Raw genomic sequence first — 24,718 nt, forward strand, 5'->3', positions numbered from 1 at the left:
TTTACTTTACAAATCGCAGACCTATATTAAAGGTTTGCCCTAGTCCTGTATCATTACCTCTTATAAAATTGGTGTATAAGGATTCTATATTAAGTTCATCTGTCAGTTGATACTTAACACCAGTCCCTATGGCGGTAAAATCTTGAGTAAAGTTATTCCCTAAATCAATACGCTGTGAATGTTGCGCCAGCGCTAATACGGTAAACTTAGAAGATGGAAAATAACTTAAAAACACACCAGGAGTAAGATTTAAACTATTATTGGCAAAGCTCTTATCTTCATCACCAAAGTTGAGTTCAGAATTAAGTTCACCGAAGATTTGCCATTTGTTACCGTCAAAAGTGTAATCATAGAAAAATCTATTTTGCCAGGTAAAACCATTTTGATCTAGAAAGACACCGTTATTATTATTAATAGCATCAAAATCTTCTGACTCATTATCAACTAAAGGGATAAAAAGTGAACTTTGTATCGAGAAATTATTAATCTTTGAAAAAGGTACAAATTTCACTGAAGGTGCGATAGATGTAAGACCAGAACGAGCGGTAGCATATTCACCATCAAATGAAAAAACATCTAGAGCAGACCTGTCTGCAACCACGTTACTACGTGCTTCTAGAATCAACCCTATATTCCATCTTTTATTTTCACCAATACCGGTATAAGCTTCTAAGGTTGATGTAAAGAAAGTTTGTCTATCTTCTCTTCCATTAGAAAATGTACTTCTAGTTTGAGTATATAAATTATTGAACCACTTAATATCGTATTGCCCTTTACCTATTAATTTTGAAGGTGTTAATGTTTGAATAACCGAACCTTTAGGCTCATCATTCATATTCTCTTGTGCCGAAGTTGATAATCCTAATATTAAGGCTATTAGAACAAAAATTTGATGGATTGATTTCATGGATATAGATACTTTAATGTTTGATTAATTATTGTTTATTTACTTTCCAGTTATAGGTATAAAAAGAAAGTTTGGCGTTTTCTGGAAGAGCTTGCTTCCTGTATTTCGAAATAAATTCTAGTATGCTTTTTCCTGAAGCAGTAAAGTCTTCTTGATACCATTCAAAGATTTGTGATACTGCTACTCTATTTTTCTTAATTTGTATAAAATGATCGTCATTTAAAGCTTTAATAGTTTGTTGTTCTAGTTGCTTTTCTAATGTAGCTGGACGATATGACTGATTGATTAAAGGTGGACAACCTAGGGCACCGCATACTAATACAAAGTGAAAACGTGCATCATGGAATGCGGCTCTAAGCTTTTTATTTTCTATATCATTCAATGTCAAAGACTCTCCTGCTACCTTGTGTTTTATAGAATCGAAAAAACCTTTCTTGTCTAGTGGTGACGATAATTTATCATCTACAATACCTTTTATAACATATAGGTTATAAGCATTAATATAAAAGGCTTGATAATCTAAAGAATTTGATTGCTCAACTTGTGCGTCTTCAATCATACCTATCAATTTATTTAGTTGAGATGGCTCTTTTGATATTGATTCATAATCAACTAAACCATTTTTTACATGAGTGTGCAAAAACATGTTAGCCTCATTATAAAAATTATCATTCCCTTTACTTGTGGCAGATATTGTTAGACTAATGAAGAATAGTATGGTGAGTATTTTTTTCATAACAGATTTATTATTAAATATTTATATGACAAATGTAAATCGCGGTTTAGGCTTGTAATTTTATGATAGTGCCTAATAGGTGTTATATTATTCCCGATAGCAATGTGACATTTATCCCGATTTGAGATGACAAACTTATACGTCTAAGATTTCAATAAAGTTTCAAACTGTTAACTAAAGTATCACGGTATGATTTTTATAGTTGAAGAGCAAAAAAAAAGCGACCCGATTGGGTCGCTCATATCAATTAATGTGAATTTTTATTCTATATCCTTCTCTAAGTGATGATCTTGATAACCATCTTTAAAAGTTAGAGTTGTAGAATAATCATCTCTAAGCACCAAATAAACAGATATTATTAAACATGCCTGACCTAATACAACTAGCGAATCCACTTGAAAGTTACATTATAAGATGATAAAATCGTTACTAGGACTAAAAATGCAGTGGTAAAAATCACCCAACGTATTGCTTTGTTTTTCATGCTATTTAATTTGTTTAAAATTAAATAGTTACCTATAAAACACTTATTAATGTTTAACTAATTTATTAATAAATTAAACAAAATTAGTTTGAATACCACTCCAATTGATTCACTTGTATATCGCTATTTCCTGTATTCACTAATTCTTTAAACTTAATCACATCAGACTTACCTTCAGTTCCTCTATAATGATAAGGATAAACCTCAACTGGGGCAAAGTCAAGTACAGCATCAGCTGCACTTTCTACCGTCATAGTATATGGTAAATTCATACAAACAAAGGCTTTATCAATTCCTTGAAGCGCTCTCATCTCAGGAATATCTTCTGTATCACCAGATATGTACACTTTATAATCATTTTTTTCAATCACATATCCGTTACCTCTTCCTTTTTCATGAAACTTAAGACGTTCTTCTGTGAGGTTATACATAGGTATTGCGGTCACTTTAAAACCGTCGAAACTTGTAGATTGATCATTATGTATCACCTCAGAATCACTTTGATCTTCTTTTATTTTTTCATTAACGGCTTCAGGCACGATTAATAAAGACCCTTCACTTCTTATTCCATTTAATGTTTCTAAATTGAGATGATCACCATGTATATCTGTTATTAGAATGACATCTTCTTCTGGCATGTTTTGAAAAGCTTCTATTCCTCCAACTGGATCAATATAAAATACTTTATCGTCCCATTTCATCGCAAAGGTCGCATGAGAAATCGGCATTATTTCTATTTTAGGTTGATAACTATCAATAGAAGCAACCTCATTTTGCACTGTTGATTTTACTTCTTTGGTGGTTTCGTTTTTACAGCCTGCTAGTAAAGCAATAAGACTGATTGATAGTATAATATTCTTCATAAATACAATTGTTTTAAGATTCAAATTTCGCGAAAGCGATATCTATTACCAACCAATTAAGATGGATTTATCACAATCAATTTAAGACAGATTAAATAAAGCTAGCAAAATTTTAACCTTTAGTTAAAATATAAACACATCTTTTAGCTCATTGGTTATGAATTAATTAAACAGTATAATAAACATTTAATTAAAACTCTTAACCTTTGAGTAACGAGCAGGTCCATATTGATTACAAATGCTTAAAGATTCATTGATTTTGATTTTTAAAAATTGCTGGATGGGACTTTTACTTTTGCCGCAACTAAAAAATCATAACTAATGAAAACAAAATATTTACTCTTATCTGCCTCGTTATTAACCTTACTAGTAAGCTGTAATAATGATGATGACAACGCAACAAATGGTGCTCAAGGAAAGGATATTGTGTTACAATCTCACTCCACAACACCTAACTTTCTTAAGACAACATCTTCTTTTAGTAATGTAGATGTCTATCCTATTCTCTCTAGTGCAGATCAATTACCAGACACTCCTAATTTTATTTATGGATCAATGGCAGACGGAGCTGGATTAATGTACAATCAACAAGATGATAATTTTATGTTGATTAATAACATTGAAGCAGATTATTCAATCGCTCGTATCACTTTAGATAATACGTTTAAGCCTGTTGCAGGAGAATATATTCTTAATTCAGATGCCACTGCTGCTACAGCACAATGTTCAGGTTCTTTAATTACACCAGAAGAGCATGGTTTTGGCCCGTTATATTTATCTGGTGGTGAATGGGGTGGCGCATCAAAAGGTGTTTTTGTGACTGAACCTTTCAAGCCTAGTTCTTCTCGTACTACTCCAGAGATTCTTACAGCAATGGGACAATGGAGTACAGAAAATGCTGTCGCTATAGGAAAGGATGCTTATGATGATAAAACAGTAGTTTTTATAGGTGATGATCACTCAGATAACAGCACTCCATCAGGCCAACTTGGTATGTATGTAGGTGATCGTGGTGATTTATATAGTGGTAAACTTTATGGATTAAAAGTAAATACCGCTGGAATCAACTTTGAAGTAGACATGGTAGAAGGGCAAACTTATGATGCAGAGTTTGTAGAACTGAATCAAAGAAATATCGATTTACTTGACGCTGAAGCTAAACAGAAAGGCGTTATGGGATTCTCTAGATTGGAAGACATCGACTGGAGAAGAGGTAGCGACGACAATCAAAGAGAAATATATTTTGCAGTTACAGGACGCCTTAAAGCTGATCTAGTAGGTAAAGGATCTCTTTATGGTAGAATTTATAAAGTAGAACTTAATGAAAATGACCCTACAGGTCCTGCAAAAATCACTTGTGTATTAGATGGTGATAAGCAAGGCGGAAAAGCATGGGGTTTCCATAGTCCAGACAACATTTTAGTAACAGAAAACTATGCTTATATCCAAGAGGATCCTAATGGATACTTTGATGATGCTGCAAGAACACACTATGCTAGATTATATCAATACAATTTAAATACTGGCGAATTAAAAACAGTGTTAGAATGTGATCAAGTAGCCGCAGCTGCAGCTGGAATAGGTACTGAAAACAGCATTTGGGAAATCACCGGTATGATTGACATATCAGAAACGATAGGTGTAGACAATACTTTTTTAGTGATGACTCAAAATCACGGATGGGAACCTGCAGACGGTAGTGCTTTCACAGATCCAACTGCTGTATCTGATGTAGCTTCTAGTCGTAAAGAAGGTAGTATGATGTATGTAATTTCGGGATTAGAAAGATAATATGAAAGGAATTAAAATGTTTTTAAATAAGGCCTGTATCATAGCAGGTCTTATTTTTTTATTGATCTCTTGTAATCAGAATAAGGATTATAGTATTAGTGAGCCTATTAATCAAAATCAAGCCTTACAGGATCTTTATATCAATGACATTAATGAATGTAAATTCTTTACTGCACAACTGTCCGTATCAAAAAACAGAGATTCGCTAGAATTTTATTTCTTAAAAGCTAGAAACTCCTTTAAAAAAGTTGAGCCCATATTGTCGTTTCATGATATCAACAACTATAATTTTTTAAACGCTCCTAATATTCTTAAAGTAGAAGAAGAAGACCTAACAGATATTAAAATTAATAACCCGCAAAGTTTTCAAACACTTGAAGAGTTAATATTTACAGATCAATTAGATGTAGAATCCATTCACAAAACATCTAATATCATTGCATCCCGATTAGAATTACTGAGTAAAAACTCAGATTTAAGTTATTATCAACCCTACCATATTTTATGGATGGTTCGTAAACAAATTCTACGTACCGCTACAACCGGTGTCACTGGCTTTGACTCTCCAGTCTTAGAAAATAGTTTAGACGATGCTGTTACCGCTTTTGCGAAAACCGAACAAATACTATCGCTATACTCCTCAAAATTTAAGGAGTCACCACTAGAAAATCGTTGGCATACTCATTTTCAAAAGGCCAAAACCTTTCTACAGTCAACAGATTTTAATCATTTTAATAGGTATGTATTCATTACTAATCATATCGATCCATTCTTGAAATTATGGACTGCTACGGCAAAAGATTGGAAAGTGGATTTCCCTATGGAACTTGCCATTAAAAATGAGGCTGCTAGTCTATTTTCTAATGAAACTTTATCTTTAGAGTATTTTGCTAAAACAACTCAATTATCCTCAAGCGATAGTCAAGTTGCACTAGGTAAACAATTATTTAATGATTCAAACCTATCTACTAGTAAATCGATAAGCTGTGCTACCTGTCATATAGAACAATTAGCTTTTACAGATGGCATATCAAAACCGAAAGGACTAACTCGCAATAGCCCTACATTAACATACAGTGCTTATCAGCAAGGCTTTTTTTACGATAAAAGAGCTGGTAGTTTAGAAGGGCAAATTGTATCTGTTATCAATAACAGCAATGAATTTCATTCTGATTTAAAAAGTTTCACAAAAGCCATTGAAACAGACTCTAGCTACGTAAATCAATTTAAGACCGCTTACAATGTAACTATCAATCAACAAACCGTCAGAAAGGCCATTGCAGACTATGTAAGATCACTGAATGAATGGGATTCTAAATGGGATAAAAACATAAGAGGTGAACAAAATGATTTAACAGTGTCAGAGATCAATGGATTCAATCTTTTCAATGGTAAAGCAAAATGTGCTACATGTCATTTTGCACCGGTTTTTAATGGTACCGTGCCACCAGATTATATGGATACAGAAATGGAACATTTAGGTGTCCCAGAGTCTCCTGTGATTTCTAATGGTCGTATCGATCCAGACTTGGGAAGGTATGACGTTTTTAAAACAGAAAATAGAAAACACTTTTTTAAAACTCCTACCATACGTAATATTGAACTAACAGCTCCATATATGCATAATGGTGTGTATCAAACTTTAGAAGAAGTTGTTGATTTTTATAACCGTGGTGGTGGTTATGGAATTGGTATTATTGATCAAGAATATCAAACACTACCTACTGAACCATTAAACTTATCACAAGAAGAGATGGATAACATCATTAATTTTATGAAGACGCTTACTGATGCTCGATTTATCGATTAGTTTATAATTATTTAAGGTAAATCATTGACAAAGTTAGCAAGTGCTTTACCTACTTGATTAGGGTAACCGTAAATAGGAGCTGCCTCGCAAACATGGATATATCGAGGCATCTCATCGCTTACTTCTAGTATTTCTTTAACCGTTTTGCGCAATCTTTCTATTGAAAACCCAATAGGAGATTGTGCACTAGACGGAAAATTAGCAACCACATCCATATCTATTTCAAGACCATAATTAGTAGAATCTATATGATCTATGGCTAGCTGTACATCTTCGGCTATATTAGTGTAATCATACTGGTATGCTGTGTAAGACAGTCTCAAATCATCGTGTAAAATTTCTCGCATCGATTTACTCAAGTAATTCTCTTGTAAACCGATCATAAAATAATTTCGCAAATAACCGTGTTCTAATGCATGAGAAAAGCCATTACCGCTGTGTCTTCCATTAGCAACTCTTAAATCGGTATGTGCATCGATGTTAATGACATCTATACCATTAAAAGCTTTTAATATAGGGTAACAGTTATTGTGTCCACCACCTATTACGATAGGTAATTTCCCTAAGTCTTTTATCTCTTTTACAATAGTTGAGACGCGTTGATCTATGATTTGAACTGCCTCACTTAGTTGAATTCTTTCTGTGTGATTATTTGCATTGAGTGATTGACACTCATCCATTAAATCATTTAAGATCACATGACCTAAAACACAGAAACGATTAGCATCATTATCTGAATGATGTTGCAAATTGAGGAAAGTAGATAAAAAGGCATCCCAAGCCTGTGCGGCTCCTGCCCTACCTAAGTTAGCTCGTACACCTATATCTTCTGGGATTCCTATAATGACATAATCTGATGGAGATTGTTTTAATTCAGCTAGACTAGTACAACAATCTACAGCTTGCGCAAATGTGGTTGAATTATCTTCTAGCTCGACACCCGTAAAATCATTGATAGAAGCTCTTTTACTGTTATAAGATAGAAGTTCTTCTCTGGTTGAAAAATGAAAGTGAGTCATCATAAGTGTTACTATTAATTAATCTTCCATGGTGGATTGAGTCTATTATCGCCAGCGTAATAAAGAATGATTAAATTACCATCCACATCTTTTAATCTAGCTTCTCGCCATAACCATGGTTGGTTTTTAGGTTTCATGTAAAACTCTATTCCTAATTTAATTAGATCTTCAACTTTCTGATCAAGGTCTTCACATTCAAAATAAACATAAATACCTTCACCTTTAGGCAATTCATCTGTTAGATGAATAGAAAAAGTTGACTTACCATCTGGACATTCAAATCTTGCATAATGTGGTAAAGACTTAACAATAAGTTTTAATCCTAACTTTTCATAAAAAGGAATAGATCTTTCTAAATCTAACGACGGAACAGTGACCTGATTTAAATTCATCTTTAATCCTGTATGTGATGTCCATTTACTAATACCCTATCAATAATTGAGTGACCAAAATGATATGGAACCGCTGCAATCGAATCTATATCTTTAAAAAATAATAAATGAGCTTTTTTACCTCTAGAGATACTACCTACCTCATCTTGTAATCCCATTGCGTGTGCTGCATTAACAGTCATTGCATTAAATGCACGTTGAGGCGTCATTTTCATTTTTATACAAGCAAGAGAAAATACAAAATTCATGTTACCAGATGGTGTACTACCTGGGTTATAATCTGTTGCTAATGCTACAGCTATATTTTTTTCAATCATCTCATTAACCGGTGCATAATCCAGTCCTAAGAAAAAAGAACAGCTAGGTAATGCTGTCGCGATTGTATTTGAATCAGCAAGGGATTCATAATCTGCAGTCGTCATTACTTCTAGATGGTCTACACTTACCGCACCAGCTTTAACAGCAGCGTCTATCGCTCCTATCGCATTAAATTGATTCACATGTACCTTGGCCTTCAATCCATATGCACTACCAGCTTCAATGACTCGCAACATTTCATCGACTGTAAAGTAGTTTTTTTCACAAAAGACATCGATATAATCAGCTAGATTTTCTTCACCTATTACAGGCAACATTTCATTAACGATCAAATCTAGATATGCTTTTCTATCATCCTTAAATGCCAGAGGTATGGCGTGAGCTCCTAAAAACGTTGCTTTTATAGGAATATAATTTTCATTTTTCAACCTTTTTACTACACGCAATATTTTAATCTCACTTTCCACACTTAAGCCATATCCACTTTTAATTTCTATGGCTGTTGTTCCCATAGCTATCAATTGCTTGAGACGATCCTGAGCTTGTAAATAAAGTTCATCCTCACTCATATCAGCCAGTTTTGCAGCGCTGTTAAGTATGCCACCACCACGTGCAGCAATTTCCTCATAAGATAGTCCATGAATACGATCTTCAAACTCTTTTTCACGAGTCGCAGCAAATACTAGATGTGTATGAGAATCCACATAACCAGGCGCGATAATTTGATTTTCACAATTGTATACTTCTTCTGCAGGATGAGGATGCAAATCATCCATCGATCCATAGTCTACAATACGACCATCTTCAACATATAAATATGCATTTTTTATAGACGGCAGCTCATCCATGGCAGTACCTCTTAAAGGCTCATTAGTATGCTCTCGCACTTGAACCAATTCTTTGATGTAAGTAAATAATATAGACATAGTGTGAAGATAGTATTTTTAATAAGCTCTTTAAAACCTATGTACAAAGGTGGTAAAACTTGAGAAAATCTTAACACAATTATTCGGTAACTTGGACTGCTTAAAAAAACAGATATGAGCTCAAAAAAAAGACCCGTTAATACTATTTGTGTTCACGCAGGAAATTTAGAAGATGAAAAATATGGTGGCGCTACATCACCTATTTATACTTCAACTGCTTACGATTACCGTAGCGAAGGCACTAATCTATATCCACGATACTTCAACACACCTAATCAAGTTGCCTTAGGTCAGAAGATAGCTGAACTAGAAAACTGTGAGGCTGGACTCATTTTCGGTAGTGGTATGGCAGCCATCAGCGCTGTGTTTATGGCGTTCTTAAAAACGGGCGATCATATTATTTTACAACGTGCGATCTATGGTGGCACCTCTCATTTTGTAGATGCTGAATTTTCAAATTTAGGTATTGAATATTCGTTTGTAGAACAAATTAATAGTGAATCACTTAAAGCTCATCTCAAAGAAAATACTAAGATGATTTACATAGAAACTCCTAGCAATCCACTATTAGAAGTAGTAGATATGACTGTGGTTTCCGCTTTCGCGAAAGCGAACTCTCTAATAAGCGTTATCGATAATACATTTGCCTCTCCTATTAATCAGAATCCTGCAGATTTTGGTATCGATATCATTGTTCATAGTGCGACAAAATATCTAGGTGGTCACAGCGATATTTGTGCTGGTACCGTAAGTAGTTCACAAAAACACATGGATCAAATATGGAAAACTGCAAAAAATTATGGTGGTAGTTTAAGTGATCAAACCGTGTGGCTATTAGAACGCAGTATAAAAACACTAGGTCTAAGAGTTAAGAGACAAACTCGCAACGCAAAAAAACTAGCTCGCTTTCTAGAGAAACATCCATCCATTAAAAAAGTGAATTATCCAGGTCTAAAATCGCATCCGGATTATAAAATTGCCAAAGCGCAAATGCATGGATATGGTGGTATGATGTCATTTGAATTTAAAGAATCGATTAATCACAATCGTTTTCTAGAAGAATTACAAATCGTTAAAGTAGCTTTAAGTCTGGCTGGTGTAGAAAGTACTATTCTCGCTCCTACCGAGACATCACATTCTTTATTAACACCACAACAACGCAAGGATCAAGGAATCACAGATCAGTTATTACGCTTTTCTGTAGGTATTGAAGAAGTAAGTAGTCTTATAGAGGATATTGAGCGCGCCATGGAGAAAAGCCGTAAAATTGCAAAATGATGAATAACTTAAAACTTGACATACTCGCTATAGGCGCACATCCAGATGATGTAGAATTGAGCTGTGCAGGCGTTCTAGCAAAAGAAGCTGCTAATGGTAAGATTACAGGAATACTGGATCTTACACGTGGTGAATTAGGCACGCGTGGAACTGCGGACATACGTGATCAAGAAGCAGCAGCAGCAGCAAAAATATTAGGTGTATCGGTGAGAGAAAACCTAGGTTTCCGAGATGGCTTTTTTATAAATGATGAACAGCACCAGTTAGAGATTATTAAAATCATAAGAAAGTACAAACCCGAAATTGTGTTGTGTAACGCCATTTATGATCGTCATCCAGATCATGGAATGGGATCTGAACTGACAAGTAAGAGCTGTTTTTTATCGGGACTACGTAAAATCGAAACAAAACTAGAAGGACAAATTCAAGAAGCCTGGAGACCTAAACACGTGTATCATTATATACAATGGCAAGATATGGAACCAGATATCCTGATCGATATAACGGGTCATCTAGACACAAAAATAAAATCTGTAGCAGCTTATAGATCACAGTTTTACGACCCTAATTCTAAAGAACCTGAAACACCTATAAGTAATAAAAATTTCTTTGATTCTATAAAATATAGAGCTGCAAATTTAGGTCGTTATCTAGGTACAGAACACGCCGAAGGATTTAAGTCAGAACGCTATCCAGGAGTAAATAGCATATTTGATCTAAAATAATTTTTATAAAGTGTTTTGAATATTCAGAAATGTATTAAATTTGCATCCGCTTAACGGCGCAGTGGTTGAATTCTTGAGATCCACTTTAATAAAACTCACATTGATATGGTGGTTGTAGCTCAGTTGGTTAGAGCGCTGGTTTGTGGTGCCGGAAGTCGCGGGTTCGAATCCCGTCTTCCACCCTTAAAAGGTCTTAGTTATACTAAGACCTTTTTTTATGCCTTAATTTTTAATAGTGAAGTACTGAGGCGATCTTATAATCTTTAATTTTTTCGCGTCCATTAATAAAGTCTAGTTCTATAACAAAGTTAAAACCTTCTACTTTCCCACCAGCTTTTTGAATGATTTGAGCTGCGGCTATTGCGGTTCCTCCTGTTGCTAGCACATCATCGTGTATCAAAACACAATCACCAGGTGAAATTGCATTTTCCTGTAGCTCTAGTGTATCTGTACCATATTCTAGCTCATACTCTTGTGAAATAATTGCACCAGGTAATTTACCAGGTTTACGCAACATCACAAATTTTGCATTTAACGCATCTGCTAGTAGCATTCCAAAAAGAAAACCTCTTGATTCAATACCTACTACCACATCAATAGTTTGACCTCTAAAGTCTCTAACGAGTAATTCTGTGGTGATTGATCTCGCTTTCGCGGAAGCGAGTAATGGAGAAATATCCTTAAAAATGATTCCTTCTTTAGGAAAATCTGGGATGTCGTGTATGTGGGATTCTATAAATTCATTATTCATTTTCTAAAAGTAAGAAGTTCCTTTTATTTTATCTTTAAATTTGAGTCAAACATTTCACTATGAGAATTCTTTTTATCACCATACTGCTTTCCTCATTATTTGTCGATAGTCAAGATTTAAAAACAGCCTCTACTATTAATGAAGTCACCTTATACCTACAAGGTGCTCGTATAGAACGCACTGCTAGTATAGAATTGAAAAAAGGCACCCATGAGATTAAATTAAGTGATTTATCACCTGATATTGATGAGGCCAGTATCAATATTACAGATCTAGATGGAATGAGACTTAACGGACTTTCTTACAGTGCTACTGCATTAGAAAAGAAAGAAACCAGCAATAACATTAAAGCACTAGACGCTCAAATTGCAGAGGTAAAAGATGAGATAGGTAAGTTAAACGCACTTAATAGCGGTCTGGACCAAGAGAGATTATTATTAGAGAGCAATCGCAGTCTTAACAGTAAAGATACCGGATTGAGCCTTGCACAGATTAAAGAATTTGGTACTTATTACCGTACCAGATTTGCTGCTATTATTAATGAGCGCAATGCAAATAATGAGGCTATTACTAAAGCCAGCGAGCAACTGAATAAGTTGAATATCGAAAAGCAGAAGCTTAATCCTGAGGCTAATGAACGTCGAGGAACGATAACGTTAAAAGTCATCACACCATCAACACGTCGCTACTCGATTAACTTTAGTTATAATGTATATAGCGCTGGATGGGTACCTATTTATGATATCACGGCACAAGGTACTGATGACAAAATAAATCTCGCTTTTAAAGCCCAAGCTTATCAAGCTACTGGCACAGACTGGAATAATATAAAATTAAAGATATCAACTGGTGATCCTCAAATGGATAACCAGATGCCACAACTAGAAACAAAACGTCTAGGTTTTGTAAGTAGGAACTACAACGCAAGAGCAACGGGTAGAAGTAACAAAAGATATAATCCATTAGTTAAAACTATCAATGGTAAAGTGACGGATGGTTCTGGCGAACCTGTGTTGGGAGCAACGGTATTAATAAAAGGAACCTCTATAGTAACGACTACCGATTTTGATGGTAATTATAGTATCAATGCAGAGGATGGCGAAGTACTAGTGATTAATTTTGCCGGTTATTCACCTCAAGAAACACCTATATATGCTTCAAACATTAATGTAACTATGGAAGAATCATTAGATGCGGTTGTAGTTACAGGCTATAGTACTGTAAAGAAAAGTAGATTTGATTATGATGCTGAAGAAGTTGAAGTAGATGATTATGTACCAGCTGTAGTTGAAGATATCGAAGAGAATATAGCATCGCGCACCTTTAATTTATCACAGCTTTACTCAATACCTAGTACGGGAGAATCTACAGATATAGAAATATCAAATAATAATGTTGATGCTGCATATGCTTATTATGCTGCTCCTGTAATTAATGAAAATGTATTTCTGACCGCTACTCTTTCTAATTGGGAATCATTGAATTTAATACCTGGAGAGGCAAATGTTTATTTTGAAGAAGCATTTATAGGTAAAATATATTTTGACACCGATACCACAAAAGAAGAATTGGTAGTAGGATTAGGTGTTGATCCACAGATAAGTGTTAAACGAGAAGATAAACGAGATTTCAAAGCAAAATCTTTCTTTGGTAACAATCGCATCGTTTCTAAGAATTATGAAATTACTTTAAAAAATAATCGTAATAAAACAGTGATGGTTAAACTTCAAGATCGTGTACCAATAAGTGGCAATAGTGAGATTAAAGTAGATGAAGTAGAAACGGGAACAGCACAAGTCGATAAAGAAACTCAAATTTTAACTTGGGAAATCAACCTCGGTAGTGGTAGTCAGGTTCAAGAGCGTTTTTCTTATCGAGTTAAGTATCCTAAAAGGAGACGAATAAATCTAGAGTAAAATTTAATTGAATTATTATTGATTCTGCTTTGCTGCAATTGAACAAAAAGTATATATTTGCAGCCGCTAAAGCGTTAAGCTGGACGTGAAACTAGGCCTCGTGGCGCAACTGAATAGCGCACTTGATTACGGCTCAAGAGGTTACAGGTTTGAATCCTGTCGAGGTCACTAGATATAACAAGGGTTTCAAGAAATTGAAACCCTTTTTTATGTTATAAACTTAAATTTTAATGATAAAAAATGGGATTATTACAAATTGTAATAATCCCATTTTTAAAGCTTTTACTGTTATTACTTTAAAAGCATATTTCTATCAAGTTACCTCCATCCACCTCCTAAGGCTTCATATAGATTAACGACTGCTACTAATTGCTGTAATTTACTATCAATAATATTTAACTCTGCTGTTAATGCACTTTCTCTGGCGGTAAGTAAATCAAGATAGTTTGCAAAGCCGTTTTTTAATAATTCTTCAGAATTACTTTCGGCTTTACGCAGCGCCTCTACTTCATTAACTCTAAATTCATATTTTTTAGTTTCTGATTCATAGCTGAACAATGCATTTGACACTTCATTACCAGCAATCAACAATGTTTTTTTAAACTCTAAAAGTGATTGTTCTTGTTGCGCAAGAGCAACTTCTTTTTGCGTCTTAAGCTTTCGCTTATTTAAAATTGGCTGGGTTAATCCACCTACTATATTTGCGAATAGAGAGTTAACACTCAATAATTCATCTAATTGTAAGCTCTGTAAACCTCCAGAAGCCGTAAGCGTTAACGATGGATAGAAACTACTATTAGCAACATTTGTCAACTCAAACGAATTTATTAAACCATATTCTGCTGCCATTACATCTGGTCTATTACGTAATAAAGTAGAAGGAAAACCTAATTTAATATTTTCTTCAATCACCTGGCTTTCTAATGTTGATCTATCAAAATTTTGCGGTCCCTTACCTAACAAAATACTCAAGGTATTTTCAGTTTTAAAAATAGCTGTCTCAATATCCACCTGTAAAGCTCTAGCATTATTAAACTGAGCCACATTTTGATCAACGGCTACTTGAGTTACCTGCCCTGCATCTTTTAACGCCTTTATGGTTTCTACACCACTTTCCCTTGTCTTTATAGTTTGTTTTGTAATTTCTAGTTGCGCATCTAAGGCTAATAAATTATAATATGCACTGGCTATACTAGAAATAAGCTGAGTTTTCACTGCTTGATGACCTGCAACACTTTGCAAATATGCTGCCTGTGTAGCTCGATTATTACTGCTTATTTTACCCCAAATATCTGCTTCCCATGATAAATTTGCTGTAATGTCATAGGTGTTTAGTCCACCACTAAAAATAGAACCAAACTGGCTATTTTCTGAAAATTCCTGACGAGTATAATTGGGTCCTACATTTAAAGTAGGTTGAAATCCTGCTTTTCCTTGTTTTGCATAAGCTTGTACCGCATTCATTTGTTGAATTGCTATTCGAACGTCCATGTTATTTTCTAAACCTTCTTCAATATAACTTTGAAGAACGGAATCTTTAAACATTGTTTTCCAAGATAAGTCTGCCATGGACAAACTATCTACAGGCAAGTTATCTGTTCTATAAAGCTCTTGCGTCACTTCAGGTAAATCTGGTCTCACATAATCTTGAGCTACAAAACAACTTTGTAGTGTTAATGTAACAACTAATATTAATGCGCCTTTACTAAAGTTTCTATGTTTTATTATTGACTTCATTGTTTTAATCTTCAATAGTTTGTACTGCTGGTTTACCCGAAACTTTTTCTTGTAACCATTGGAATAATATAAATAGGATAGGAATAACAAATACTCCTAGAATAGTACCAATAAGCATTCCGCCTGCTGCTCCAGAACCAATAGAGTTGTTTCCTTCTGACCCAACACCTGAAGCTAATGCTAAAGGCATTAATCCCAAGATAAAGGCAAACGATGTCATTAAAATTGGACGTAAACGTGACTTAGCACCATCTATCGCTGCATCTACAATGCTCTCACCATTTTTTCTTCGCTGTAAAGCAAACTCAACAATAAGTATGGCATTTTTAGCCAACAAACCAATAAGCATGATTAAGGCAATCTGGAAGTATATATTGTTTTCTAACCCTAAGAATTTAGTACTTATATAGGCACCAAATACACCAAATGGTAATGATAATACTACAGCAAATGGTAGCAAGTAACTTTCGTATTGTGCACTTAATAAAAAGTATACAAATAAGATACTTAATATAAATATGAACGTCGTTTGGTTTCCTGCGTTTACCTCTTCACGTGTTAAACCTGAGTAAGCCACAGTATAATTACTTGGTAGTTTTGCTACCTCTTCCTCAATAACTCTAATAGCATCACCTGTACTATAACCATCGTTAGTAGCACCAGAAATCATGGTAGAATTAAAAAGGTTAAAACGTGTTACCGATTGTGGACCATACACACGCTCTAAGGTTACAAACTGTGTAACAGGCGTCATCTCGCCAGAATCTGTACGCACAAACATACTGTTTAAGGCATTCTCGTCTGCTCTATCTTCTGGTAATGCTTGAATATATACCCTATATTGTTTTCCAAATCTAGAAAAATCAGATGCATAAATTCCACCTATATAACCTTGTAATGTTGAAAATATACTACTTACAGATACGCCTTTTTCTTTTGCTAACGGTACATTAACTTCCATTTCATATTGTGGATAGTTTGTACTAAAAGAAGATTGTGCATATTTAATTTCTGGGTGACTCATTAAAGCCATAGAAAAGTCTTTATTGGCTTGATCTAAATCTGTAAACTCACCACCAAATTTATCTAATAAATTGATTTCGAAACCTGATGAGTTACCAAAACCACGTATACTTGGAGGTGAAAAGAATATAATATTGGCATCAGGTATTCCTGCTGCTATACCAAATAATTTTCCTGTAATAGCTTGTGCAGATAATGACTCGTCTTCACGTTCATCCCAATTTTTAAGTTTTATAATACCAAAACTATAATTACTACCAGCACCACTTATTAAACTTCTACCTTTAATAAAGTTTACAGCTTCAATACCTTCTACACCTTCAATTTGAGCATATAATTTTCTTGAAACAGCATCTGTTCTATCCAATGATGCTCCTGGAGGTAATTCGATGTTTGCAAAAACAATTCCTCTATCTTCATTAGGTACAAAACCTGTTGGAGTTGTCATTGAAGCCCAATAAATACCAACACCTGCAATAATTAATAGTAATACTGAAACAAATTTTCTTTTATATAAAAACTGTAATGATTTGCCGTATCTATTAATGGTTGCATTAAATCCACGATTGAATAAGGTATAAAAACGTTTTAATGGTCCTTTTCCTTTTAGCTCTTCGTCTTCTTTATGTTCTTTTAATAGTAAAGCACATAATGCAGGGCTTAAGGTTAATGCATTTACTGCCGAAATTAAAATGGCAATAATTAACGTAACACCAAATTGCTCATAAAAAACACCTGTTGGTCCAGTAATAAAGGTAACTGGAATAAATACCGCTGCCATTACCAAAGTAATTGAAATTATGGCTCCAGAAATTTCATTCATTGCAGTTAATGTTGCCTTTTTCGGGTTGTGTTCTCCTTCGTCCATTTTAGCATGAACAGCTTCTACAACAACAATTGCATCATCTACTACAATACCAATAGCAAGTACTAAGGCAAATAATGTAAGTAAGTTAATAGAATAACCGAAAACATTTAAGAAGAAGAAGGTACCTATAATAGAAACCGGTACTGCAATTGCTGGAATTAAAGTGGAACGGAAATCTTGTAAAAAGATAAATACTACTAAGAATACCAGTAAAAAAGCTTCTAATAATGTGCTAATTACTTTTTCTATTGAAGCGTTTAAGAATAAACTGGTATCGTATGGTACAAAAATGTCTAGACCTTCAGGAAGATCTGCTTTTACATCTTCTAAAGTCACTTTAATGTTTTCAATAATTTCTTGTGCATTGGATCCTTTAGTTTGGAAAATTCCCATAAAAACTGCTGGATTCCCCATACTCATGGCATTAGATGAGTATGATTGAGCATCTAACTCTATAGTTGCCACATCTTTTAAGCGTAAAAACTCTCCGTTTCCTAAAGCTTTAATTACAATATCGCTGTATTGCGCTTCGTCTTTAAAACGACCACTATAGGTTAATGTATACGAAAATGATTCACCATTATTTTCACCTAAAGAACCTGCTGCTGCTTCTAAATTTTGCTCTGCCAAAGCTGCAGTAATATCTGAAGGTATTAAATTATAAGACGCTAATTTTTCTGGATTTAACCAAACACGCATAGCGTAATCCTGTTGTGAAAATACACTAACATCACCAACACCACTAATACGTTGCATTGCTGGAATTACATTAATTTTTAAGTAATTCTGAATAAATGTAGCATCGTAGTTATCGTTCTCAGAATACATAGAAATAAACATCAAAGCACTGGTTTCCTGCTTTTGTGTTACAACTCCTGTTTGTGTTACCTCTGATGGTAATAATGGTGTGGCTCTAGCTACACGGTTTTGGACGTTTACAGCTGCAATATCTGCATCTGTTTCTTGATCAAAATATACCGTAATTTCGGCAGTACCATTGTTTGAAGCTGTAGAGGTAATGTAGGTCATACCTTCTACTCCATTAATTTGCTCCTCGATAGGTACAATAACGCTCTCTAAAACGGTCTCTGCATTTGCACCTGTATAATTTGCAGTTACTTTAATAGTTGGTGGTGCAATATCTGGATATTCCTCTATTGGTAAGGTAGTTATACTAATAACACCTAGCATAACTATTATAATAGAGATTACTGTTGAAAGTACTGGTCTTTCAATAAATGTTTTTAACATGATAAATATGTTTGGTGGTTATCTAATTTCTAAATAATGTTGCTACAGGTATTATAGCCTCTTCAAAAGAAGTTTCTTGAGGCGCAATTGCCATACCGCTTCTTAGTTTTCCTATACCAGATACTACAATCTTGTCGTTTGCTGTTGCACCAGACTCTACAACATATAAGTTATCTACAGTACCTTTTATTTTTAAAATAGAAGTCTCTACTTTATTATTTTCTCCTAATTTGAAAATCATAATATTACCTTGTTGCTCAAAAGTTGCCGTTTGTGGTACAACAATAGCGTCTTTATACTCTATTGGGAATTTGATTTTTCCGCTATTTCCGTTAGTCAAAATTTCGTTTGGATTATAAAAAGCTGCTCTAATTTGAATAGTACCTGTACTTTGGTTAATCTGTCCTGTACTGGTTTGAATACGCCCTTTTTCAGAATACTCCTTACCATTTGCTAACACTAAAGTTAGGTCTGGTGAATTTTTAATACGCTCTGCTTTGTGTTGACCTTCTGAGCGTTGTAAGTGATCAATGTATTGCGCTTCGTTAAAACTAAAAAAAGCATAGACTTCGTCTATCTGACTTACTGTTGTGAGTGGTGTTGCATCACTTGGACTAATTAATGCGCCTTCTCTAAAATTAATAGCTCCAACAAAACCATCAATTGGACTTTTAATGGTAGCATAACTAATATTTGCAGTCACACCACTATAATTAGCTTTTGCTTGCGCTAAATTTGCTTTTGCTGTTTCTAACTGTACTGGACTAATAATGTTTTTTGCTACTAAAGGAATTAGTTTATCAACCTCTACCTGTGCGACATTGACGCGTGCTTTTGCTGCTCCTGCATCTTGACTTAACGATTGTGTTTCTAATTTAAAAAGCACTTGTCCTTTACGCACTTTTTGACCTTCGTCTACGTATACTTTTTCTATGTATCCAGATGTTTTTGCTCTTACATCACTATTCACTTTGCCTTCAATAGTTGTTGGATACTCTGTATAACCCGTAACGGTTTTGGTTTGTAATTGAGTAACAGGAAATGGTAAAGCTTGTTGCTCTTTTGCAGCAGCTGCTTGTTCCTTGTTATCTCCACAACTAGTGATAACGAACAATAAAGCCATCATTACTAATTTATAAACTATACTATTATTCATCACTTTTTACCTTTAGATATTGATTTGATTATTTGATATTTTACTTTTTAATTCTAAAATAGACGCTGTAGCATCGTCTATGTATTTTATATAATCTGTGTGAAAATTGAGATCAAATTTTTCTTCTTCATTCTCAATTTTGCTATTATTAATAACCTCTTTATAGTCCTTAATTTCTACATGTATGGCTCTTTCATCATCCCAATGACTCACCATTTTATCCATATGCTGAATTATGATATCTTTTTTTATGATAAAATACTTTTTACGATCTCCAACTTTAGTGAAGTATTGAATCTTATTTAAATCTTGTAAATGATTAAGATGTGTAGATATAGTGCTTTTACTTGCACATAGAATTGTCACTAGATCTTCAAACGTGCTTCCTTTTTTTCCAGTAAGTATGATATATGATAATATCCTAGCTGCAACAGGTGCAAGCTGTTCCCTATTTTCTAAATGAACACCTAACTTTTCAACAAGCGCCATTTTTTCCTTGCAAATCGAATCTTTCATTTCTATTTAAATTAGCCTATTATCATTATTTAATCATGCAAATATATAACTAGTTCGGAACCAACCGAACTAAACGAAGTTAAATATTGTTAAAGAAATTTCTTTTCAATTCACAGATATACAATCTTCAAAATTGAAGATTATAATTATCAAATTAATACTGTTCATATAGCAATACTGACAATATGATATCTTCTTAAGTCAGTAAAACCAGTGAATTGGGATGTTTTTTCCCCTAATACTGTACTATCTATGATTAATTTGAAAATAAAAAATCAACTATTTAAGGTAATTTCATATTCTAAATCACTCATATGAAAAAGCTACTTCTTATTCTACTATTAATTTTAAACTTCAGCTGCAGTGAAGAACAAAATAACCCTTCGGATACAGTTGTAAAGAATATAGAAGATTTACAAAACGCGATTGATAATGCTCAACCTGGTGATGAGATCATTCTATCAAATGGCGTTTGGGAAAATTCTCAAATAAAATTTCATGCTACAGGAACTGAAAAACAACCTATAACCTTGAGAGCAGAAACGCCAGGAGAAGTAACGCTAGAAGGTGAATCTGTTTTAAAAATAAGTGGAGAACACTTAATTGTCAAAGATTTATATTTTAAGAATGGTTACACACCAGATGAAGCTGTTATCATATTCCGCAATAGTCCAGATTCTATAGCATACAACTGCCGCGTTACAGGTACCGTAATAGAGGATTACACTCAACTAGATAGACACAGAAAAGATCATTGGGTAGAGTTTTATGGACAGTATAACGAGCTAGACCATTCTTATATCGCTGGAAAATCAAATGAAGGTCCAACCGTAAAAGTTTATTTAAATGATAATAGACATATTAACAATTATCATAAAATTCATGATAATCATTTCGGACCACGCCCTAGGAAAGGTGGACCTAAGGCAGAGACTATGCAGTTAGGAGCTAGTATGACTTCTATGACTCCATCTTACACTCAGGTAACTAACAACCTTTTTGAAAAATGTAATGGTGAGGTTGAAATCATATCTAGTAAGTCTAATTTCAACAACTTCAGCAACAATGTATTTTTAGAAAGTGAAGGATCTGTAGTCACGCGTCATGGTAATTACGCTACTATCAGTGGTAATTTATTTATTGCAAATGATAATCCATACGTAGGCGGAATTAGAGTCATTAACACTGGTCACTGGATTACTAACAATTATTTTTACGGCTTGAAAGGTCAGGAATTTCGTGCGGCACTTGCAGTGATGAATGGTATCCCTAAATCACCACTAAATAGATACAATCAAGTTACCGATGCTGTAATTGCACACAACAGCTGGATCAACTGCGAGCAACCTATTCACTTTTCTGTAGGTGTAAATCTAGATCAAGCCGAAGTACTACCACCATCAGAAATTAGATCTGCTAGACCTGAAAGAGTCATTTTTGCAAATAATTTTGTTTACAACCAGTCAGCTACCTCTTATCCTATTAAGGCTTACGATAAGATTGACGGTGTTAAGTTTAAAAGTAATCTATGGACCACTGCATATGATAATAATACGACAGATTTGGATTATTTCACTTTCGCGAAAGCGGACTTAAAACCAGCATATGATATCTACTACACTCCTACAACCTATGAAAAGGAATTATACAATGGATTTAACTTTAATGCTATAGAAACAGATGCATTAGGTAAAAACAGAAATCAAGATCAAAATTACATAGGTGCAATTATCCCACCAATTCAAGAAGAACCTGTACAATTAATGACTGATAATTACGGTCCAGAATGGTTTACAGCTGCATCAGGAAATCAAGATGTTAAAACACATAAGGTTTCTAACATTAACGAATTAATAGCCGCGATTGAAAATGCAAATTCTGAGGATGTTATCGTTTTAAGTGAAGGTAATTACTTAATCGATAAAACCATACCTCTATCAAAGGAACTTACTATACGTGGAGCAAATGATAAAGCAACAATTCAATTTGATGCCTTAAAAACTGGTTTCTTAATGCAACCTAAAGGAATATTAAGTTTAGAAAATTTAAATATTTTAGGAACGCCAGAACAAGACCTTTTCAATACGCTAGATGAGAATATGTCCATGGCTTATGGAATCCATTTAAAAAATGTTAGTGTCTCTAATTTTAAATCAGTTATAGATGCCTCAAAAAGTTCCTTTGCAGATCAGATTATAGTTAATAATTCTCAGTTTAAAAATTGTGGAAACGGTTTCTTGCTGGATAAAGAAACTGATGATAAAGGAGATTATAACGTAGAATTCTTAACAGTTACTAATTCTACCTTTGAAAATATATCCAATGAAGTGATTGACTTTTATCGTGGTGGATATGATGAATCAACTATAGGTGGTGTTTTAAATCTGTCTGGTAATACTTTTATGAATTGTGGAAAAACAGATAGCGATGAAATATTAGTGAATACTAGAGGTATCGTTAATGTAACTTTTAAGGACAATACATTTAAAGATAATCACACCAAACTGACAGCGGTCTTATGGGGTGCAAAAGGTCAACAACCTATCAACAACACGATTACCAACTCTGGAGAAATTAAGGTAGTTGAAAACATCGCTCTAAAATTAGTGTACTAACCAGCATATTTTATAAGTAAAAAAAAACCTGATAGATAATCTATCAGGTTTTTTTGTTTTGAATATTTGGCTAATTCAATGACTAACTAAACGCTAGTCCACCATTTATATCAATATTAGTACCAGTAATATAAGCACTCTTATCTGTGGCTAGATAAACAACTAAATCTGCAACATCATCTGCAGAACCTTCACGACGTAATGGTGTCATTCCTGCAACATTAGTACGTACCTCATCTGTTGTGAAATCATCATGAAACTTAGTCGCGATCATTCCTGGCGCTACTGCGTTCACTCTTATTCCTTGAGGACCAAACTCTTTTGCCCAGCCTCTTGTTAGTGTTGTGATCGCGCCTTTAGATGCCGCATAAAGAGCCGCACCGCCACCGCCACCATTACGAGCCGCTAAAGATGATAAGTTAATGATAGAAGCTCCTTTATTCATTAAAGGAACTATGGACTGAGTTACAAAGAATGTAGATTTATAATTCAAATCTATTAAAAGGTCAAAGAATTCCTCATCTACCTCATCTGTATTTTTTCGAGCCACTATTCCACCGGTGTTGTTCACTAATACATGCACTTCATCACCATAAGCCGCTACAGTAGCCTCTTTAAGTTTTTGAACGCCTGCCATTTTAGTTAAATCAGCTTGTACAATGGTACAGGATCCACCAGCGTCGTCAATCATTTTCTTAGTTTCCTCTGCCTGACTAGCACTACTGTTATAGTTGATAACAACATTAGCACCTTCGGCAGCTAGTTGTAAAGAGATAGAACGTCCTATATCGCGCGCGCCACCCGTTACAACAGCAACTTTACCTTTAAGCTTACTCATTTTATTAAGAATATTATATTAAATACCTAAAGCTTGTCCACCACCAATTTGGATAGTCTCTGCAGTGATAAATGAAGCATCTTTACTCGCAAGGAAAGAAACAACTCCAGACACATCTTCTGGTTGACCTAGACGACCTAGTAAGATATTATTTGCCCATGAAGCAAACACCTCTGGCTTAGTAGATTTAATTTGTGCATGAAAAGGTGTATCAATTGTACCAGGAGATACTGCATTTACACGTATTCCATATTCTGCAAGATCCTTTGCAAGAGCTCTAGTAATAGCGTGCACACCAGCTTTAGAAGTACCATAAATTCCAGCACCTGGTCCACCAGCATTCCATGCTGCGTTAGATGTATAGTTTATGATCGATGGGTGCTCACCATTTTTTAAATAAGGAATAGCTGCTCTAGACGCAAAAAACACAGAGTCTAAATTCAATGCCATTACTTTTCTATAAAAGTCAGTAGTCATCTCTTCAAAACGAGATCTTCCACCTAATCCACCTGCATTATTTACAAGTGTATCGATTCTACCATATTTTTCACCTATAGCTTTTATACTTGCATTTACTGCTTCTTCATTAGTAACGTCAAAACCGCTATACTCACAAGTGATTCCTTGTGCAGTTAATTCTTTTACACATGCAGCTCCTTGATCATCTTGTAAACCGTTTAACACTACCGTATAACCGTCAGTTCCTAATCGTTTTGCTACTTCAAACCCTATTCCGCTAGTTGCGCCAGTTACTATGGCTACTTTACCTTTATTACTCATATTATTTATTGTTTATTT

The 24,718-nt window shown here is 34.4% G+C and carries 19 protein-coding genes and 2 tRNA genes; 8 read left to right on the forward strand and 13 right to left on the reverse strand.

From position 1 onward, the window contains the following. Position 1: 1 nt before the first annotated feature. The 3 genes from R1T42_RS07090 to R1T42_RS07100 all read right to left on the reverse strand — a co-directional run bounded on the left by R1T42_RS07090 (position 2) and on the right by R1T42_RS07100 (position 2,990). Positions 2-907 carry a hypothetical protein gene (locus R1T42_RS07090; protein ID WP_317291828.1) on the reverse strand — a complete coding sequence of 302 codons (906 nt, stop codon included), beginning with the start codon at positions 905-907 and terminating at the stop codon, positions 2-4. Positions 908-935: 28 nt separating this feature from the next. Further along, positions 936-1,643 carry a DUF547 domain-containing protein gene (locus tag R1T42_RS07095; protein ID WP_317291829.1) on the reverse strand — a complete coding sequence of 236 codons (708 nt, stop codon included), beginning with the start codon at positions 1,641-1,643 and terminating at the stop codon, positions 936-938. 567 nt (positions 1,644-2,210) lie between these two features. Then, positions 2,211-2,990, reverse strand: coding sequence for an MBL fold metallo-hydrolase (locus R1T42_RS07100; RefSeq protein WP_317291830.1), 780 nt, complete (start codon positions 2,988-2,990; stop codon positions 2,211-2,213). Positions 2,991-3,311: 321 nt separating this feature from the next. Between R1T42_RS07100 and R1T42_RS07105 the strand changes: the two genes are divergently transcribed. Together R1T42_RS07105 and R1T42_RS07110 are read left to right on the forward strand one after the other, a co-directional pair. Further along, complete coding sequence (locus R1T42_RS07105) at positions 3,312-4,781, forward strand: alkaline phosphatase PhoX (RefSeq protein WP_317291831.1); 1,470 nt, start codon at positions 3,312-3,314, stop codon at positions 4,779-4,781. A 1-nt stretch (position 4,782) separates the two neighbouring features. Then, positions 4,783-6,591 carry a cytochrome-c peroxidase gene (locus tag R1T42_RS07110; RefSeq protein WP_317291832.1) on the forward strand — a complete coding sequence of 603 codons (1,809 nt, stop codon included), beginning with the start codon at positions 4,783-4,785 and terminating at the stop codon, positions 6,589-6,591. A gap of 11 nt (positions 6,592-6,602) precedes the next feature. On the opposite strand, the gene R1T42_RS07115 is transcribed toward R1T42_RS07110, so the two are convergent. From R1T42_RS07115 to hutI, 3 genes are read right to left on the reverse strand one after another with little or no spacing between them, the layout of a single operon-like run. After that, entirely contained in the window at positions 6,603-7,613 is a 1,011-nt protein-coding gene (locus R1T42_RS07115; RefSeq protein WP_317291833.1) for a formimidoylglutamase, read from the reverse strand. 11 nt (positions 7,614-7,624) lie between these two features. Further along, positions 7,625-8,002: a VOC family protein gene (locus R1T42_RS07120; protein WP_317291834.1), complete on the reverse strand. Its 378-nt coding sequence runs from the start codon at positions 8,000-8,002 to the stop codon at positions 7,625-7,627. Positions 8,003-8,004: 2 nt separating this feature from the next. Then, positions 8,005-9,246, reverse strand: a complete 1,242-nt coding sequence (gene hutI, locus R1T42_RS07125; RefSeq protein WP_317291835.1) for an imidazolonepropionase — start codon at positions 9,244-9,246, stop codon at positions 8,005-8,007. 114 nt (positions 9,247-9,360) lie between these two features. On the opposite strand from hutI, the gene R1T42_RS07130 reads away from it, so the two are divergent. From R1T42_RS07130 to R1T42_RS07140, 3 genes are all read left to right on the forward strand, one after another. After that, entirely contained in the window at positions 9,361-10,524 is a 1,164-nt protein-coding gene (locus tag R1T42_RS07130; RefSeq protein ID WP_042247664.1) for a trans-sulfuration enzyme family protein, read from the forward strand. Then, a complete protein-coding gene (bshB1, locus tag R1T42_RS07135; protein ID WP_317291836.1) occupies positions 10,524-11,249 on the forward strand; it encodes a bacillithiol biosynthesis deacetylase BshB1 in 726 nt (241 codons plus the stop codon). Before R1T42_RS07130 ends, bshB1 begins: the two co-directional genes overlap by 1 nt. 107 nt (positions 11,250-11,356) lie before the next feature. Then, positions 11,357-11,432: transfer RNA gene (locus tag R1T42_RS07140), tRNA-His, on the forward strand. 46 nt (positions 11,433-11,478) lie between these two features. On the opposite strand, the gene R1T42_RS07145 is transcribed toward R1T42_RS07140, so the two are convergent. Further along, positions 11,479-12,000 (reverse strand): adenine phosphoribosyltransferase, encoded by a 522-nt coding sequence (locus R1T42_RS07145; RefSeq protein WP_036584339.1) that lies wholly within the window; start codon positions 11,998-12,000, stop codon positions 11,479-11,481. 59 nt (positions 12,001-12,059) lie between these two features. Here R1T42_RS07145 and R1T42_RS07150 point away from each other — a divergent pair, with 59 nt between their 5' ends. Both R1T42_RS07150 and R1T42_RS07155 read left to right on the forward strand, forming a co-directional pair. After that, the gene (locus R1T42_RS07150; protein ID WP_317291837.1) at positions 12,060-13,916 is read left to right on the forward strand and encodes a DUF4139 domain-containing protein; all 1,857 of its coding nucleotides are present in this window, start codon (positions 12,060-12,062) and stop codon (positions 13,914-13,916) included. 94 nt (positions 13,917-14,010) lie between these two features. Continuing rightward, a tRNA-Arg gene (locus tag R1T42_RS07155) sits at positions 14,011-14,084 on the forward strand. Between the two features lie 150 nt (positions 14,085-14,234). On the opposite strand, the gene R1T42_RS07160 is transcribed toward R1T42_RS07155, so the two are convergent. The 4 genes from R1T42_RS07160 to R1T42_RS07175 are packed head-to-tail and all read right to left on the reverse strand — an operon-like array spanning position 14,235 to position 20,467. Beyond that, positions 14,235-15,653 (reverse strand): efflux transporter outer membrane subunit, encoded by a 1,419-nt coding sequence (locus R1T42_RS07160; RefSeq protein WP_317291838.1) that lies wholly within the window; start codon positions 15,651-15,653, stop codon positions 14,235-14,237. A gap of 4 nt (positions 15,654-15,657) precedes the next feature. Continuing rightward, the gene (locus R1T42_RS07165) at positions 15,658-18,795 is read right to left on the reverse strand and encodes an efflux RND transporter permease subunit (protein WP_317291839.1); all 3,138 of its coding nucleotides are present in this window, start codon (positions 18,793-18,795) and stop codon (positions 15,658-15,660) included. Between the two features lie 22 nt (positions 18,796-18,817). Beyond that, on the reverse strand, positions 18,818-19,951 hold the full coding sequence (locus R1T42_RS07170; protein WP_317291840.1) for an efflux RND transporter periplasmic adaptor subunit: 1,134 nt from the start codon (positions 19,949-19,951) through the stop codon (positions 18,818-18,820). A 12-nt stretch (positions 19,952-19,963) separates the two neighbouring features. Further along, positions 19,964-20,467 carry a GbsR/MarR family transcriptional regulator gene (locus R1T42_RS07175; RefSeq protein WP_317291841.1) on the reverse strand — a complete coding sequence of 168 codons (504 nt, stop codon included), beginning with the start codon at positions 20,465-20,467 and terminating at the stop codon, positions 19,964-19,966. 314 nt (positions 20,468-20,781) lie between these two features. Between R1T42_RS07175 and R1T42_RS07180 the strand changes: the two genes are divergently transcribed. After that, positions 20,782-23,082: a chondroitinase-B domain-containing protein gene (locus R1T42_RS07180; RefSeq protein ID WP_317291842.1), complete on the forward strand. Its 2,301-nt coding sequence runs from the start codon at positions 20,782-20,784 to the stop codon at positions 23,080-23,082. Between the two features lie 82 nt (positions 23,083-23,164). On the opposite strand, the gene R1T42_RS07185 is transcribed toward R1T42_RS07180, so the two are convergent. Both R1T42_RS07185 and R1T42_RS07190 read right to left on the reverse strand, forming a co-directional pair. Further along, entirely contained in the window at positions 23,165-23,920 is a 756-nt protein-coding gene (locus R1T42_RS07185; protein ID WP_317291843.1) for an SDR family NAD(P)-dependent oxidoreductase, read from the reverse strand. A gap of 18 nt (positions 23,921-23,938) precedes the next feature. After that, complete coding sequence (locus tag R1T42_RS07190; RefSeq protein ID WP_042293783.1) at positions 23,939-24,700, reverse strand: SDR family NAD(P)-dependent oxidoreductase; 762 nt, start codon at positions 24,698-24,700, stop codon at positions 23,939-23,941. Positions 24,701-24,718: the final 18 nt, after the last annotated feature.

The organism is Nonlabens ulvanivorans (assembly GCF_032922765.1).
Taxonomy (GTDB): Bacteria; Bacteroidota; Bacteroidia; order Flavobacteriales; family Flavobacteriaceae; genus Nonlabens; species Nonlabens ulvanivorans.